This is a genomic window from Streptomyces sp. NPDC086147 (assembly GCF_040702165.1).
Taxonomy (GTDB): Bacteria; Actinomycetota; Actinomycetes; order Streptomycetales; family Streptomycetaceae; genus Streptomyces.
The window spans coordinates 108,522-122,491 of record NZ_JBFBJO010000011.1 but is presented as its reverse complement, the minus strand read 5'-3'; the positions used below and the strand labels follow the sequence as shown (position 1 = coordinate 122,491).

The 13,970-nt window shown below is 74.8% G+C and carries 15 protein-coding genes and 7 tRNA genes; 10 read left to right on the top strand and 12 right to left on the bottom strand.

Going from position 1 to position 13,970, the window contains the following annotated elements:
* Positions 1 to 41: 41 nt before the first annotated feature.
* Together AB0398_RS23575 and AB0398_RS23570 are read right to left on the bottom strand one after the other, a co-directional pair.
* Positions 42 to 113 (bottom strand) — tRNA-Val (locus tag AB0398_RS23575).
* 39 nt (positions 114 to 152) lie between these two features.
* Positions 153 to 599, bottom strand: coding sequence for an SRPBCC family protein (locus tag AB0398_RS23570; RefSeq protein ID WP_366377587.1), 447 nt, complete (start codon positions 597 to 599; stop codon positions 153 to 155).
* An 84-nt stretch (positions 600 to 683) separates the two neighbouring features.
* Here AB0398_RS23570 and AB0398_RS23565 point away from each other — a divergent pair, with 84 nt between their 5' ends.
* Positions 684 to 3,272, top strand: coding sequence for a hypothetical protein (locus AB0398_RS23565; RefSeq protein ID WP_366377586.1), 2,589 nt, complete (start codon positions 684 to 686; stop codon positions 3,270 to 3,272).
* A gap of 64 nt (positions 3,273 to 3,336) precedes the next feature.
* Here AB0398_RS23565 and AB0398_RS23560 read toward each other — a convergent pair.
* Both AB0398_RS23560 and AB0398_RS23555 read right to left on the bottom strand, forming a co-directional pair.
* Positions 3,337 to 3,411: transfer RNA gene (locus AB0398_RS23560), tRNA-Val, on the bottom strand.
* Positions 3,412 to 3,465: 54 nt separating this feature from the next.
* On the bottom strand, positions 3,466 to 3,888 hold the full coding sequence (locus AB0398_RS23555; RefSeq protein ID WP_366377585.1) for a TIGR02611 family protein: 423 nt from the start codon (positions 3,886 to 3,888) through the stop codon (positions 3,466 to 3,468).
* A gap of 190 nt (positions 3,889 to 4,078) precedes the next feature.
* Here AB0398_RS23555 and AB0398_RS23550 point away from each other — a divergent pair, with 190 nt between their 5' ends.
* Together AB0398_RS23550 and AB0398_RS23545 are read left to right on the top strand one after the other, a co-directional pair.
* Positions 4,079 to 4,492: an SsgA family sporulation/cell division regulator gene (locus AB0398_RS23550; protein ID WP_015032345.1), complete on the top strand. Its 414-nt coding sequence runs from the start codon at positions 4,079 to 4,081 to the stop codon at positions 4,490 to 4,492.
* 191 nt (positions 4,493 to 4,683) lie between these two features.
* Positions 4,684 to 5,241, top strand: a complete 558-nt coding sequence (locus AB0398_RS23545; RefSeq protein WP_366377584.1) for a CGNR zinc finger domain-containing protein — start codon at positions 4,684 to 4,686, stop codon at positions 5,239 to 5,241.
* A 42-nt stretch (positions 5,242 to 5,283) separates the two neighbouring features.
* On the opposite strand, the gene AB0398_RS23540 is transcribed toward AB0398_RS23545, so the two are convergent.
* Together AB0398_RS23540 and AB0398_RS23535 are read right to left on the bottom strand one after the other, a co-directional pair.
* On the bottom strand, positions 5,284 to 5,448 hold the full coding sequence (locus tag AB0398_RS23540; protein WP_366377583.1) for a hypothetical protein: 165 nt from the start codon (positions 5,446 to 5,448) through the stop codon (positions 5,284 to 5,286).
* 121 nt (positions 5,449 to 5,569) lie between these two features.
* Positions 5,570 to 5,986, bottom strand: coding sequence for a hypothetical protein (locus AB0398_RS23535; RefSeq protein ID WP_366377582.1), 417 nt, complete (start codon positions 5,984 to 5,986; stop codon positions 5,570 to 5,572).
* A 229-nt stretch (positions 5,987 to 6,215) separates the two neighbouring features.
* Between AB0398_RS23535 and AB0398_RS23530 the strand changes: the two genes are divergently transcribed.
* Complete coding sequence (locus AB0398_RS23530) at positions 6,216 to 6,731, top strand: DsbA family protein (RefSeq protein ID WP_366377581.1); 516 nt, start codon at positions 6,216 to 6,218, stop codon at positions 6,729 to 6,731.
* 15 nt (positions 6,732 to 6,746) lie between these two features.
* Here AB0398_RS23530 and AB0398_RS23525 read toward each other — a convergent pair whose 3' ends face one another.
* The 3 genes from AB0398_RS23525 to AB0398_RS23515 form a co-directional block, all read right to left on the bottom strand.
* On the bottom strand, positions 6,747 to 7,586 hold the full coding sequence (locus AB0398_RS23525) for a GNAT family N-acetyltransferase (RefSeq protein ID WP_366377580.1): 840 nt from the start codon (positions 7,584 to 7,586) through the stop codon (positions 6,747 to 6,749).
* Between the two features lie 68 nt (positions 7,587 to 7,654).
* A complete protein-coding gene (locus AB0398_RS23520; protein ID WP_366377579.1) occupies positions 7,655 to 8,482 on the bottom strand; it encodes an aminodeoxychorismate lyase in 828 nt (275 codons plus the stop codon).
* Positions 8,479 to 9,546: a chorismate-binding protein gene (locus AB0398_RS23515; RefSeq protein ID WP_366377578.1), complete on the bottom strand. Its 1,068-nt coding sequence runs from the start codon at positions 9,544 to 9,546 to the stop codon at positions 8,479 to 8,481. Before AB0398_RS23515 ends, AB0398_RS23520 begins: the two co-directional genes overlap by 4 nt.
* A gap of 244 nt (positions 9,547 to 9,790) precedes the next feature.
* On the opposite strand from AB0398_RS23515, the gene AB0398_RS23510 reads away from it, so the two are divergent.
* The 5 genes from AB0398_RS23510 (at position 9,791) to AB0398_RS23490 (ending at position 10,268) form a co-directional block, all read left to right on the top strand.
* Positions 9,791 to 9,863: transfer RNA gene (locus AB0398_RS23510), tRNA-Gly, on the top strand.
* Positions 9,864 to 9,902: 39 nt separating this feature from the next.
* A tRNA-Cys gene (locus AB0398_RS23505) sits at positions 9,903 to 9,976 on the top strand.
* 1 nt (position 9,977) lies between these two features.
* A tRNA-Val gene (locus tag AB0398_RS23500) sits at positions 9,978 to 10,049 on the top strand.
* Positions 10,050 to 10,083: 34 nt separating this feature from the next.
* A tRNA-Val gene (locus AB0398_RS23495) sits at positions 10,084 to 10,155 on the top strand.
* Between the two features lie 38 nt (positions 10,156 to 10,193).
* Positions 10,194 to 10,268 (top strand) — tRNA-Val (locus AB0398_RS23490).
* 102 nt (positions 10,269 to 10,370) lie between these two features.
* Here the strand turns inward: AB0398_RS23490 and AB0398_RS23485 are convergent.
* The 3 genes from AB0398_RS23485 to AB0398_RS23475 form a co-directional block, all read right to left on the bottom strand.
* Positions 10,371 to 10,664 carry a zf-TFIIB domain-containing protein gene (locus AB0398_RS23485; protein WP_053644148.1) on the bottom strand — a complete coding sequence of 98 codons (294 nt, stop codon included), beginning with the start codon at positions 10,662 to 10,664 and terminating at the stop codon, positions 10,371 to 10,373.
* A 67-nt stretch (positions 10,665 to 10,731) separates the two neighbouring features.
* Positions 10,732 to 11,742, bottom strand: a complete 1,011-nt coding sequence (locus AB0398_RS23480; RefSeq protein ID WP_366377577.1) for an aminoglycoside phosphotransferase family protein — start codon at positions 11,740 to 11,742, stop codon at positions 10,732 to 10,734.
* A gap of 292 nt (positions 11,743 to 12,034) precedes the next feature.
* Positions 12,035 to 12,202, bottom strand: coding sequence for a hypothetical protein (locus AB0398_RS23475; protein ID WP_365539931.1), 168 nt, complete (start codon positions 12,200 to 12,202; stop codon positions 12,035 to 12,037).
* Positions 12,203 to 12,709: 507 nt separating this feature from the next.
* Here AB0398_RS23475 and AB0398_RS23470 point away from each other — a divergent pair.
* A complete protein-coding gene (locus AB0398_RS23470; protein WP_366377576.1) occupies positions 12,710 to 13,954 on the top strand; it encodes a serine/threonine-protein kinase in 1,245 nt (414 codons plus the stop codon).
* Positions 13,955 to 13,970: the final 16 nt, after the last annotated feature.

Sequence of the window (13,970 nt, the reverse complement as noted above, 5' to 3'; positions counted from 1 at the left end):
ACAGAGGCCGGTCCGTCTTTCGGCGGACCGGCCTCTCCCGGTGGGCGATACTGGGATCGAACCAGTGACCCCTTCGGTGTGAACGAAGTGCTCTCCCGCTGAGCTAATCGCCCGGGAACGGGTTGAACCATACAGGCCTTCCGGCCCTTCCTTCAAACCGGTCGCAGGTGGGCGGCGAGCCCCCGTCTCCCGCCGCGCATCATCAGGGCGTGGTTGGCGCGGAAGAGGAGCCTGCCGGGGACGGCGAGCGCCCTCAGGAGCCGGGCGCGGACCTCGGCCTCCTGCTCGTACAGGACGCGGGTACCGGTCCCTTCCGGCGTGAGGGTCCAGCGGGCCCGGCCCTCCAGGTCCCCGCCGAGGCCGACCTCCAGGACCCGGGCGGCGGGGTCGCGGCGCAGGGCGCGGACGGTGACGACGAGGTCGTACGGGAGGAGGGAGCGGAAGCGGGCGGTGCCGGAGGTCTCGTCGCGGGGGACGACCTCGCGGACCTGGGGCCACCAGCGGGGGTAGTCCTCGGCCCGTTCGAGGACGGCGTAGACGGCGTCGGGCGGGGCGGCGAGCCGCCAGACGCAGCGGAAGCGGTACCGGCACCAGTCCATGGGCCCCAGTGTGGGCGTACTCAGGCGGGAATCTGAGTACGGACGCCCATTCCCGGCGGCCGGGCCCGGGACGACACTCCGGGTATGGACAACTCCCTGCCGCCCGCGGACGAGCTGGTGCTCGTCGACCGCGAGCTGGCCCAACTCGAAGCGCGCCGCACCCATCTGCTGGCGCGGCGGGCCTGGCTGGTCCAGGTCCTGTACCGGCCGGCCCGGGCGGCGACGCCGCGATGGCCCGTGACGCCGGCGGCCCCGGTGGCGGACTCGACGCCGCGGAGCGCGCAGAACGTGCTCCTGACGCTCGGCGGCACGCTCCTGACGATCGCGGCGGTCGCGTTCACCCTGGTGAGCTGGGGCTCGATGGGGATCGGCGGGCGCGCGGCGGTGCTGTGCGCGGTGACCGGCGCGGCGCTCGCGGCGCCGGTGGCGCTGCTGCGCAGGGGGCTCGCGTCGACGGCCGAGTCGGTGGCGGTCCTGGGGCTCGTCCTGATGGTGCTCGACGCGTACGCGCTGCACCGGGTGGCGCTGCCGGACGCGGACGGCCTCGGGTACGCGGCGGTGGTCTCGGCCGTCCTGGCGGGGGCGTGGGCGGCGTACGGCTCGGCGCTGTCCCGGCTGCGCGTCCCGCTGCCGGCGGCCGTGGTCGCGGCGCAGCTTCCGCTGCCGCTGGGCGTGCTGGCGGCCGGGGGCGGTCCGACGGCGTTCGCGTGGGCGGCGCTCGTCACGGCCGCGGCGGACGGCGCGGCGGTCCTGTGGGCGCGTCCGCTGCCGGTGCGGGTCACGGCGGGCGTCGGCGCGGCGGTCCTGGGCGGCTGGGCGCTCCTGACGGGCGGCTGGCTCTCGCTCTCCTCGCCGTGGAGCGGCGCGCCGCTGCTCCTGGCGGGTGCGGCGGTGTGCCTGTACGCGGCGTGGCGGACGCCCGGGTGGGCGGTGGCGGCCTCGGTGGTCGCGGGCCTCGCGGTGGTGGCGGCGGTCGGCGGTCCGCTGCGGTCGGTGCTTCCGGGCGACTGGGCGGTTCCGGGGTACGTGCTGTGCGGGCTGGTCCTGGCGTCGGTGTGGCGGGCGGGCGCGGGCGCCCGGCTGCCGCGCGGGGTCCGGGCGGGTCTCGCGGGGGCGGGGGCGTCGGTGACGGCGCTGGGACTCCTGTGGGCGCTGCCGCCGGTCGTGGCGGGTGCGCTGGGGCCGCTGGCCCGGACGACGGAGGTCTGGTCGGGCGAGCACGCCGGGCCCGCCCTGGCCTCGTACCCCGCGACGGCCGCCCTGGTCCTCGCGGTGGGCGCCGCCGCCCTCGCGTCCGTCGCCCGGCTGTGGGCGCGGTGCGGGGTCCTCGTCCTGGTCTGGGCGCTCCTCACGGCCCTGCCGGTCTCCCCGGGCCTGCCGTACGCGGCGACGCTCGCCCTCCAGCTCCTCACGACGACGGCGACCCTGTGGATCGCCGTCCGCCCGGCCCCGCTGACCCGCGGCCTACCCCGCCCGGAGGCGGCTCCGGACGCGAGGACGGCGACCGCCGGGGCCGCGGGCTCGGCCGCGCCGTCGGCCACCGGCCCGACGGACCGACCGGTCACCGACCCGGCCTCCGGTTCCGCCCCTCCCCCGCCCTCGGCTCCGCCCCGGGTCCCGGGGACCGGTTTCGGCGCCCCCTGGTCCGGCTGGTCCGGCTGGTCCGGCTGGACGCCCCCGAAGCCCCGGCCGCAGGCTCCCCCGGCGGAGCCCGGGACCGTCCTCGGGTGGGTCGCGTACGCCGGCGGGCTCCTGTCCGCCGTGGGCGCGGTCGCCCTGGCCCTGGACGTGCGGGAGGCCACGTTCGTCGCGCTCGGGGTGGTCCTCGGGCTCCTCGCGGGTGTCGCGGCCCTCGGTGCGGGCGCGCGACGGACGGTGTCGGCCTGCGGGGCGGTGCTCGCGGCGGCGGGCCTGGTGCTCGCCGGGGCGGAGGCGGCCGGTCTGGAGGACCACTGGACGGCGCTCGCCCTGCTCCTCGTCCCGGCGGCGACGGCGGCCGTCGGCGCCACGGCGCGTCCGGTGGCGCTGCCGGTCGAGATCACCGGTGCGACCGTGGGCCTCTGCGCCGTCGGGCTCGCCGGGTCGCGGCCCGCGTTCCTCGCGCTCGTCCTGGCGCTCGGCGGGGTGATCGCGGCGGCGACGGCGGTCCGGCCGGAGCGGCGCCGGTTCGCCTCCTGGGCGGCGGCGGGGCTGTTCCTGCTCGCCGCCTGGGTGCGGCTCGGGGCCTGGGGCGTGACGACTCCGGAGGCGTACACGCTGCCGGTGACGGTTCCGGCGCTGGTGGTCGGGTTCCTGCGGCGGCGCCGGGACCCGGCGGCCTCGTCCTGGACGGCGTACGGCCCCGGTCTCGCGGTGACGCTGCTGCCGAGCCTCGGTGCGGCCTGGACGGACCCGGAGTGGGTGCGGCCGCTGGTCCTGGGGGCGGCGGCGCTCGTGGTGACGCTGCTGGGGGCGCGGTTCCGGCTCCAGGCCCTGCTGCTGCTCGGCGGCACGGTGCTCGCCCTGGACGGACTGCACGAGCTGGCGCCGTACGTGGTGCAGGTGGTCGGCGCGCTGCCGCGCTGGCTGCCGCCGGCCCTCGCCGGGCTGCTGCTGCTCGCGGTGGGCGCCACGTACGAGCAGCGGCTGCGGGACGCGCGGAGGCTGCGGGAGCGGCTGGCACGGATGCGGTGAGGCCCCTGCCGGGGGAACGCCGAGGGCCCGGAGACAGTGGTCGTCTCCGGGCCCTCGGTCCGGGTGGTGGGCGATACTGGGTTCGAACCAGTGACCCCTTCGGTGTGAACGAAGTGCTCTCCCACTGAGCTAATCGCCCGGTGCACCGCACACATTACCCCATGTCAGCGGGGCTCCCGCACCACGCGGAGGGTCACTCGTCGATCTTCCACGGCATGACGAAGCCGAGCTTCCAGACGTAGACGGCGAGCAGGACCGCGACGATCACCACGCCGATGCTGGTGAGGATGATGTTCCGGCGGCGGACCTTGGGGTCGAGGGCGCTCTGGGCGGCCTCGGTGACCTTGCGCTTGGTCCAGCGGAGCACGAGCTGCGCCCAGACGAACTCGGTCGCCCAGATCGCCATGCCGGCGAAGATGACCAGCCAGCCGGGCCCGGGCAGCGGCAGCATGACCACACCGGCGCCGACCACGGCGAGTCCCACGATGAAGACGCCGACCTGCCAGCTGAGGTGCAGGGTCCGGCGGGACTTGATGAACTCCGGTGCGCGGGATCCCAGTTCGGCGTCCCGGTCGGCCGGGGACTCCCCCGTGCGCTCGTCACTCTCCGCATGCATGCCTCCCAACCTACCGGACGCCGGGCCGACACCTGAATGGCCGTATTACCCAAAGTTACACGCGCCCGTACGAGGGACCTGAACGACCACAAAACCGACAGAGGGGTTTACAACGGCACCGGAGGTGGCATGTCGATTTCGCCGACGTGCGAATCCCCGAGCGCACACTGAGCGAAAGGCCCTGGCGCTTATGAACACCACGGTCAGCTGCGAGCTGCACCTGCGCCTCGTTGTGTCGAGCGAGTCCTCACTGCCTGTACCCGCGGGCCTGCGGTATGACACGGCCGATCCGTATGCCGTGCACGCCACCTTCCACACCGGAGCCGAGGAGACGGTCGAGTGGGTCTTCGCCCGCGACCTTCTCGCCGAGGGGCTGCACCGGCCCACCGGCACGGGCGACGTCCGCGTCTGGCCATCTCGTAGTCACGGTCAGGGAGTCGTCTGCATCGCACTGAGCTCTCCCGAGGGAGAAGCCCTGCTCGAGGCCCCGGCGAGGGCCCTGGAGTCGTTCCTGAAGCGGACCGACGCCGCCGTGCCACCGGGCACCGAGCACCGTCACTTCGACCTCGATACGGAGCTCTCCCACATCCTGGCCGACAGCTGAGCCAGGCCGAGAACCGCACGGCGCCGTCCGACTCGGGGAGACGGCGCCGCGCGGGCAGCCCCACAGGCACGTCATCCGGCGCCCACCACCGCGCAGCCGGCGCGGTGGTGGGCGCCGGTGCCATGTCCGGGTCGCGCTAAAGTCAGCGCCATTCCGCGGGCGCCCGCCCGCGGCCGGCCAGGGAGCGAATCGTGCTGATCCCTCACGACACCCGGATCGCCCTCGACACCGTCGTCGATCTGATGAACACCGCGCCGCAGGGCGACCGCCCCGACGCGCTCGCCGACCTCCAGGGCCTCCACGTCTTCGTCCACGCGCACAAGATCAGCGACGTGGGCGACCTCGGCGCCGGCGACCTGCGGGCCGTGCGCGAGGTGCGCGAGAAGTTCGCGGCGGTCTTCTCCGCGCCCGAGGCCCGGATCGCGGCCCCCCTGATCAACCAGCTGGTGGCGGGCGCGGGCACCACCCCGCAGCTCACCGACCACGACGGCTACGACTGGCACGTGCACTACTTCGCGCCGGGCGCCTCGGTGGCGGACCACCTCGCGGCCGACTGCGGCATGGCCCTGGCGTTCATCGTCGTGGCGGGCGAGCAGGAGCGGCTGCGGCGCTGCGAGGCGCCGGACTGCGGCCGGGCCTTCGTCGACCTCTCCCGCAACCGCTCGCGCCGCTACTGCGACAGCCGGACCTGCGGCAACCGGCTCCACGTGGCCGCGTACCGGGCGCGTCGCAAGGAGGCGGCGGGCTGACGGTCCGGTCGGGGGCGCCGCAGCGGGCGTCACGGCGGGGCGTCACAGGACGAAGAGGTCGTTCACGGCGGCCACGAGCAGCAGACAGCCGATGACGCCGAGGAAGATCATCAGCGGCGGCTGGGAGAGCGCGTACAGACAGCCGCGCGCTTCTTCGCCGGGGGCTTCGGTGGAGGCGGGAACGGGGTCCCGCGAGGTATCCAGCATCTCGGGGGGATGATCGCGCACGCGCGCACCCGGGATCGCGGAACACGCCTTCCGGCCCGAACGGTTCACTCCTTCCCGTGGATCGCCGAACCGGGGCGGTCAGCGGAATCGCCAGAAGCGGTCAGATTCCGTGCTTCTTCAGAATCGCCTCGATGTCGCTGAAGTCGTCGCCGGCGGGCTCGGCGGCCCGCGGCTTCCCCGTCACGGCCCGCGGGGGCGCCTGGGTGCCGGGAGCCGCGGCCCTCGGCGCGGGCTCCGCGACGGCGGTCTGTCCTCTGCCCGCCCGGCGCCGCTCGACGGCCCGGGTGGACAGGAAGAGCAGCCAGGCCAGACCGAGCACGCCGAAGCCGGCCCAGGCCACCGGGCTGAACGCCGTGCCCGCGATCCAGGCGACGGCCCCCGTCATCACCAGGCCGAGGGGCACCAGGGCGTAGGCCGCGATCCGGGCGGCGGACAGGAAGCGCTTCCGGTACGCCGCGATCGCGGCGATGCCCAGGCCCGCCGCGGACACCGCGGAACAGATGGTCTCGGCGAGCATGCGGTCCTCCAGGTCCCCGGGTGATACGTCCCTTCCATCCTGCACCCCCGCGTCCGCCCGGGGCCATGTCCCCGGGCCGGTCTCAGGGAGATCTCCGGGTCGCCCCGGCCGGGATCTCCTCCCCGGGGCCCGGTGAACCCCCGGGTCGGTGCACCCCGAGCCCCGGTCGAGGGCTCGGGCCCCCCGGGTGCCGGAGAGCCGCCGGGCGTCGGTGAGGGAGACTGCTGACATGAGTGACTCCACCACCGCACCCGTCTCCCCCGCCGTCCTGGAGGCGTGGTTCGACCTCCAGTGCCCCGACTGCCTCCGGGCCCTCGACGACGTCCGCGCGCTCCGCGAGAAGTACGGCGAGCGGCTCGACGTGCAGCTGCGCCACTTCCCGCTGGCCAAGCACAAGCACGCGTACGCCGCGGCGCAGGCCGCCGAGGAGGCCGCCGAGCAGGGCAAGGGCTGGCCGTACGCCGAGGCGCTGCTCGCCAGGACCGCCGAGCTCGGCGAGCGGGGCGAGCCGGTCCTCCTGGAGCTGGCGGCCGAACTGGGCCTGGACGCCGAGGAGTTCGACACCGCCCTGATCGACGGCCGGCACCTGCTGACCGTCGACGCGGACGAGGCCGAGGGCAAGGCGATCAAGGTCACCGGCACGCCGACCTACGTCATCGACGGCGAGCGCCTGGACGGCGGACAGAGCCAGGAGGGCCTGCGGGAGCGGATCGAGGCGATCGCCGACCGCCTCCTCGGCGCCTGACCCGCCCGCACGGGCCTACAGCAGCGGCTTGGCGCCGTTGACGTGGGTCGTGCGGTAGCCGAGCGACTCGTAGAGCCGGACCGCCGGGGTGTTGTCCGCGAAGACGTGCAGTCCGAGCAGGGTCTCCCCGGCCTCCCGCGCGACCCGCTCGGCGAGCAGCATGAGCGCCCGCCCGCAGCCGTGCCCGCGCTGCTCCTCGTACACCTCTATGTCGTACACGTAGGCCGCCCAGCGCCCCGGTTCGAGCTCGGTCCGGCCGGTCCACAGGAAGCCGGCGGGGCGTCCGTCCCGGACGAGGACGTGGATCGCGGTGCCGGGGGTGGCGAGGCCCTCGGGCAGGAGGGCGCGGTGGCTGTTCTCGGCCTTCGCGCGCGCCTGCTCCTCGGGGACGCCCCGCTCGGTCCAGCTCCGCGCGAACGCCTCGCGGGCCCGCACCTCCCACTCCTCGTACTCGGCGCCGGTCATCGGCCTGACCTCGACGCCCTCCGGGAGCGCGGGCGGGACCTCGGGCAGCTCCTTGACCATGTTCCGGCTGCGCTCGACGTAGCCGAGCGAGCGGACCATGCGCAGCGCGGGGGCGGCGTCGGCGGGCACCGAAGCCCGCACCTGGACGCAGCCCCAGCTCCGCAGCACCTCCTCGGAGGCGAGCGCGGCGACCGTGCCCCGGCCCCTCCCCCGGTCCGGCTCGTCGATCCGGAGGTCCTGGATCACTCCCGAGGCGGCGCCGAAGGCGGGGTCGGTGGCGAGGTGGACGGAGCCGACACGGCGGCTGTTCACGCACACGTCGTAGGTGCGGGAACGGCCGCCGCCGGGCAGCTGCTGAAGCGGCTCGACCGGCCGCAGGGTGGTGGTCATCGGAAGTGTTCTACCCGCCACCGGGGCCGCCCGTCACCGGGTTTCCCCGCGGTCCGCGACCGGCCCTGTCAGAGGCGCGGGTCCCGGTCGCGGGCCGCGTGCTCGTCGAAGGACCGCATGGCCTTGGCGGTGACAGGTCCGGGCGCGGGCGACAGTTCGCGCCCGTCGACCCAATGCACGGCCTGCACGTCGCGGAGGGTCGAGGTCAGGAAGACCTCGTCGGCGCTCTCCAGGACGTCGAGCGGCAGATCGGCCTCCTCCGCGCCGGTCCACCGCACGGCGAGGGCGCGGGTGATGCCCGCGAGGCAGCCGGAGGAGACGGGCGGGGTGAGGATCCGGCCGTCGACCACGACGAAGACGTTGGAGCCGGTGCCCTCGCAGAGCCGCCCCACCGTGTTGGCGAAGAGCGCCTCGGAGGCCCCCTGCTCGCGCGCCTTCGCGAGGGCGACGACGTTCTCGGCGTACGAGGTGGTCTTGAGGCCGGTGAGGGCGCCGCGCTCGTTGCGGGTCCAGGGCACGGTGACCACGGCGGTGGTGTCGGGGCGGCGACCGGTCTCGCCGAGGGCGACGACGAGGCTGGTCCCGGCGTCGCCGCGCTCCGAGCCGAGCGGGGAGGGGCCGCCGGTGTACGTGACGCGGAGCCGGCCGAGCTCCATCGGGTTGGCCTCCAGGACGGCGGCGCAGGCCCGGCGGACCTCGTCGAGGTCCGGATCGGGCAGGCCGAGGCCCCGGGCCGAGCGGGTGAGGCGCTCCAGGTGGAGGGTGAGGGCGAACGTCTCCCCGCGCTCCGCCTTGACCGTCTCGAAGACGCCGTCGCCGACGGTCAGTCCGTGGTCCAGTACGGAGACCCGGGCGGTCTCCGCGTCGTGCAGCCCGCCGTTGACCCAGAGTTTCATCGAGAAATGGCCTTTCCTGTCGCCTCGGAGGCGCCTGGTTCGTAGGCGCCCGACGCTATCGCGACCAGCCGGGACGCCTTCAGCTCGGTCTCCTCCCACTCGCGCTCCGGATCGGAGCCCCAGGTGATGCCGGCGCCGGTGCCGAAGCGCAGCACGCCCTCGGGGCGGTCGATCCAGAAGGTGCGTATGCCGACGGCCAGCTCGCCGGTGGCCGCGTCGGCGTCGACCCAGCCGACGCCCCCGCAGTAGGGGCCCCGGGGCATGGTCTCCAGGGCCTCGATGATCCGCAGCGCGCTGGACTTGGGGGCGCCGGTGACCGAGCCGGGCGGGAAGGTGGCGGCGAGCAGTCCGGGCCAGCCGGCGTCCTCGCGCAGCACTCCGGCGACGGTGGAGACGAGGTGGACCAGGCCGGGGTGCTCCTCGACCGCGCAGAGGGCGGGGACGGTGACGGAGCCGGTCTCGCTGACGCGCCCCAGGTCGTTGCGGACCAGGTCGACGATCATCACGTTCTCGGCGTGGTCCTTGGGCAGGAGGTCGGCGGCGGTGCGGCCGGTGCCCTTGATCGGTCCCGAGGAGACCAGGGCCCCGTCCCTGCGCAGGTAGAGCTCGGGGGACGCGGTGGCGATCTCCACGCCGTGGGCGGGCAGGCGGATCGTTCCTGCGTACGGGGCGGGGTTGCCCCGGGCGAGGAGCGCGGTGAGGGCGTCCACGTCGGCGGCTGCCGGGTCCGGCAGCGGCGCGGACAGCACCCGGCAGAGGTTCGCCTGATAGACCTCGCCGCGCGCGATGTGCTCCCGCACCCGCCGTACGCCTTCGGTGTACGCGGCGCGGTCGAGGGAGGACGTCCAGGCACCGGCGGCGGGGCCGTGCCAGGCGCCCGGCACGGGCGCGGGCACCGGGTCCGGCCGCACGTCCCCGAAGCGGGCGCAGGTCAGGCGGCCCTCGAAGTCCGCGCAGACGGCCCAGAAGCCGGTGGAGTCCAGGGCCTCGGGGTCGTGGGTGACGTCCCGGAGGTCGGTGGCGACGAGGCCGCCGAAACGGGCCAGAGGTGCGAGGTCGTACACGCGTCGAGTCTAGGTCGGGCGGAGCGGGGGCACCGGGCCGCGTACGACCGGGGCTGCGCGCGACCCCGGGAACACGGCGAGTGAACGCCGCGCGAACCCTCCGGGGGTCCCGCCGGGGGGTGGTCGTCGGCGCCCCGGTCGGCCCGCAGGTCAGCACGCTGCGGAAACGCGTTTTTGTGCTGGCCCGGGAATCCGCTAGAGTTCAACACGTCGCCGGGACGCGCAAGCGGAACGGAAACGACAAGCGGACGTGGCTCAGTTGGTAGAGCATCACCTTGCCAAGGTGAGGGTCGCGAGTTCGAATCTCGTCGTCCGCTCGATGTGGGGGATCTTCCCGAACCCCCGTATTCACTCCTGGTGGAGTGGCCGAGAGGCGAGGCAACGGCCTGCAAAGCCGTCTACACGGGTTCAAATCCCGTCTCCACCTCCAAGGACGATTAGCTCAGCGGGAGAGCGCTTCCCTGACACGGAAGAGGTCACTGGTTCAATCCCAGTATCGTCCACTGGACCTTCGGGTCCCGGATCTCCGGATCCCCCGCGCGATTAGCTCAGCGGGAGAGCGCTTCCCTGACACGGAAGAGGTCACTGGTTCAATCCCAGTATCGCGCACGCAGTACGACCGCCTTCGGGTAGGTTGTGCACAGCCCGCGCGATTAGCTCAGCGGGAGAGCGCTTCCCTGACACGGAAGAGGTCACTGGTTCAATCCCAGTATCGCGCACCACGGAAAGAAGCCCCCGGGCCGCACTCAGCGGCCGGGGGCTTCTTCGTTCCGGGAGGTCCGGGGCCGGGAGGTCCGGGAAGTCCCGGGACCTCCCGGGAGGACTCAGGAGGAGAAGAGCATCCGTCCGAAGCCGCGCTGACGGTAGTGACCGCCGCCGTGGTGGCCGCCGTGGTGCGGGGCGCCCCAGGCCGGCGCGGCGGGAGCGGGCTGCGCCGGGTAGGCCTGCGGGGCAGGCGGCGCCGGCGGGGCCTGCTGGACCCACTGGGACTCCAGGCGGGTCAGGGCCTCCAGCTCGCCGTAGTCCAGGAATATGCCCCGGCAGCCGCTGCACTGCTCGATCTGGACGCCGTTGCGGTTGTACGTGTGCATGGCCGCATGACACTTGGGACACTGCATGCTCGGCTCAACTCCCTGACATTGCCGTTCGAATGGTGGCTTCACCTTACGTGGACGCCGAAAGTGCCTACCCGGTTCGATGTCCGGCGATGCGGGCGCAGGTGTCGATCATCACCTCCTCCACCTCGTCCAGCGGCCGGCGTTCGGCCGAGGACTTCGCGAGGACCAGGGCGGCGGTCTGCACCGTCAGGGCACGGGCCGGCACGTCGAGCCGGACCCATGGATCGGACCCCACCGCCGGGCCTCCCGCCTCCTGGTACGCGCCGAGGAAACGGGACCAGACCTCCGGGGGCAGGATGCCGGCGGCGAACCAGGCGGCCGGACGGGCCAGGTCCCAGGCGGGGTCCCCCGTGCCGAGGTCGTCGACGTCGATGAGCCGCCAGGCCGAGGGGCCCTCCGGGGCGGGAGCGGGCTGTACGAGGCGGACGAGTTGGCCCAGGTGGAAGTCGCCGTGGCAAAGCAGGCGGGGGGCGTTCGCGGGGGCCGTGGGTTCCTTGGGGATCGCGGGGATCGTCGCCCAGGCGGCGAGGACGGTGGCCGCGGCCGGGTGGTCCGGCGCCGTCCGGCGCATCCGGTCCACGGCGAGGGCCGCCTTGAGCGGGGCCCGCATCGCCGGGAGTCCGTCCGCGGTCCCGGGCGGGAGCGGAGTGCGGTGGAGCAGGGCGAGGAGCCGCGCCGCCTCCTCCCACGGAGCGGCGTCGGGGTCCGCCGGGTCGACGGGCGGACCGTACGGCCAGACCGTGACCGGCCGCCCGCCGAGCACGTCCGGAGCGGCCGGCGGCAGCGGGAGGGGCGGCAGGAGGACGCCGGCCACGTCCGGGCGGGCGGCCAGCGCGATCCGCGCGCGGTGCGCCTCGGGGTCGGTGTCGGGGGCGTGCGCCTTCACCACGAGCGCCCCGTGGCGTACGACGGTCCCGTCCTCCCGGTCCGCGAGCACCCGGACGAGCCCGCCGTCCGCGCAGCCGCAGCGCTCGGCACCGGGCGGATGAGCGGCGGCGCGGGCCAGGGCGGCGAGGCCGTCGATCGGGGCCGGCGGGGCGGACGGGGGCTGGATGGACGGGGGCTGGGTGGGGGTCACGCGGGGAGCGTACGGGGTGGGGGGTTGCGGGTGCTCGCGGGTGGGCCGGGACGGGGAGTTCCGGTGCGGGGGGGGCGTGGATTCGGTGCCGGGGTGGGTGATTCGGTGCCGGGCCGCTCGTGTGCCGGGGCGGGGCGGGGTGCTCGTACGGCAGAGGCGGGCGGGAACGCGCGAGGGCCGGTCGGCTCCCCAGCCGACCGGCCCCACGCTGCCGTCCGTCGCACCCCCGTCCCCACGGGGCTGATGGTCGGATGTCCCGACCCGGGCCGCTCTCCCGGGTCCGGGGCGCCGCTCAGCGCCCCAGCATCACGCCCACGGACGACGCCTGTGTGACCACCGCTTCCCAGCCGCCGAAGACGACCACGAGCAGGGCCGCGAGAGGAAGGACCATGGCGGTGGCCACCAAGGGGTGACGGCGGCCCGAAGGCCGGCTGGTCGTCCTCGGTGCCGTGTAGGCCATGGTTCCTCTCCCGTCTTGTGGCGCGGCGGGTGCGTAACCTCGGGGGACGAGTGCTGCACCCGCCGCGTGACAACAACCTTAGGAAGCGGGGGGCGCCGGGACGTCATGCCCGCGTACCGACTTGCGGGCCTCCCGGAGGATGACGGCCGCCCGCACGGCGTACTCCCCTGGGTGGAGACGGGGGCGCACAACCCGGGGTCTTCCCCCAGGGGTTGCGCCGGGGAGGGCGTGCGGGGCAAGGGGCGTGACATCGCTCACTTCCTTGATCGTCGCGGGGGCGTCCGGTTCCGTGGGGTGGTGGGGCTTCCCGGCGGGGGTGGGTGCGGGTCGCACAGGGGCCGTCAAGTGGGTTCAGGAGGAAGGGGGTTGGGGGCGGGAGGTTTGTCACCGGCCTCCGGGGGTCCTCCACAGCACTGACAATCGATCCCGGTGCGAGGGCGCGGCCTATGAGCGCGTGCGGGCGCCACTACGTAAGCTGTGCCACGTCGAACGGACGAGGGGACGGACATGGCGATGATGCGGCTCCGGCGCGAGGATCCGCGGATCGTCGGGTCGTTCCGGCTCCACCGCAGGCTGGGGGCCGGCGGGATGGGCGTCGTGTACCTGGGGTCCGACCGGCGCGGCCAGCGGGTCGCCCTGAAGGTCATCCGGCCCGACCTCGCCGAGGACCAGGAGTTCCGGTCGCGGTTCGCCCGCGAGGTGTCGGCGGCCCGGCGGATCCGCGGCGGCTGCACGGCCCGGCTCGTCGCCGCCGACCTGGAGGCTGACCGCCCCTGGTTCGCCACCCAGTACGTGCCCGGTCCCTCCCTGCACGACCGGGTCGCCGAGGAGGGCGCGCTGCGCGCCGCCGACGTGGCCGCGATCGGGGCGGCGCTCTCGGAGGGCCTGGTCGCCGTCCACGAGGCCGGCGTCGTGCACCGGGACCTCAAGCCGTCGAACATCCTGCTCTCCCCCAAGGGCCCCCGGATCATCGACTTCGGCATCGCCTGGGCCACCGGCGCCAGCACCCTCACCCACGTGGGCACCGCCGTCGGCTCGCCCGGCTTCCTCGCCCCCGAGCAGGTGCGCGGCGCCGCCGTCACCCCCGCCACCGACGTCTTCTCGCTCGGCGCCACCCTGGCGTACGCGGCGATGGCCGACTCCCCCTTCGGGCACGGCAGTTCCGAGGTCATGCTCTACCGGGTCGTGCACGAGGAGCCGCAGCTGCACGGCGTGCCCGACGCGCTGGCTCCCCTCGTCCGGGCCTGCCTCGCGAAGGACCCCGAGGACCGGCCCAGCACGCTCCAGCTCTCGATGCGGCTCAAGGAGATCGCGGCGCGCGAGGCGCAGGGGCTGCCCGCCTCCCGGCCGCCCGTGCAGCGGGAGCGGTCCGAGGAGCGGAACACCGTCCGGCCGACGGAGCGGTACACCGAGTACACCGAACGGGACACGCGCGGGCGTGGTCCGGAGCGGACCGGCGAGCGCGGCTCCGAGCGAGAGCACCGGGAGCAGCGGGAGCACCGGGAGCGCGGTGGGGAGCGCGAGCGGGGTCAGGGGCGGGGCGTGTCCTCGCGTTCCTCCGCCGCCGGGCCGCGCACCGGGGGCTCGCGGTCCCCGCAGTCCCGTTCCGGCACCAGGCCCGGCGTCCGCTCCACCTCGACGGGTCGCCGCCCCGCCAACCCCCGGCTGCTGCGGCAGCGGCTCTTCGTCTTCGTGGTCGTCACCCTGGTCGTCGCCCTCGGCATCGCCGCCGCGCAGGCCCTCCAGGGCTGAGCCGCCCCGGTCCTCG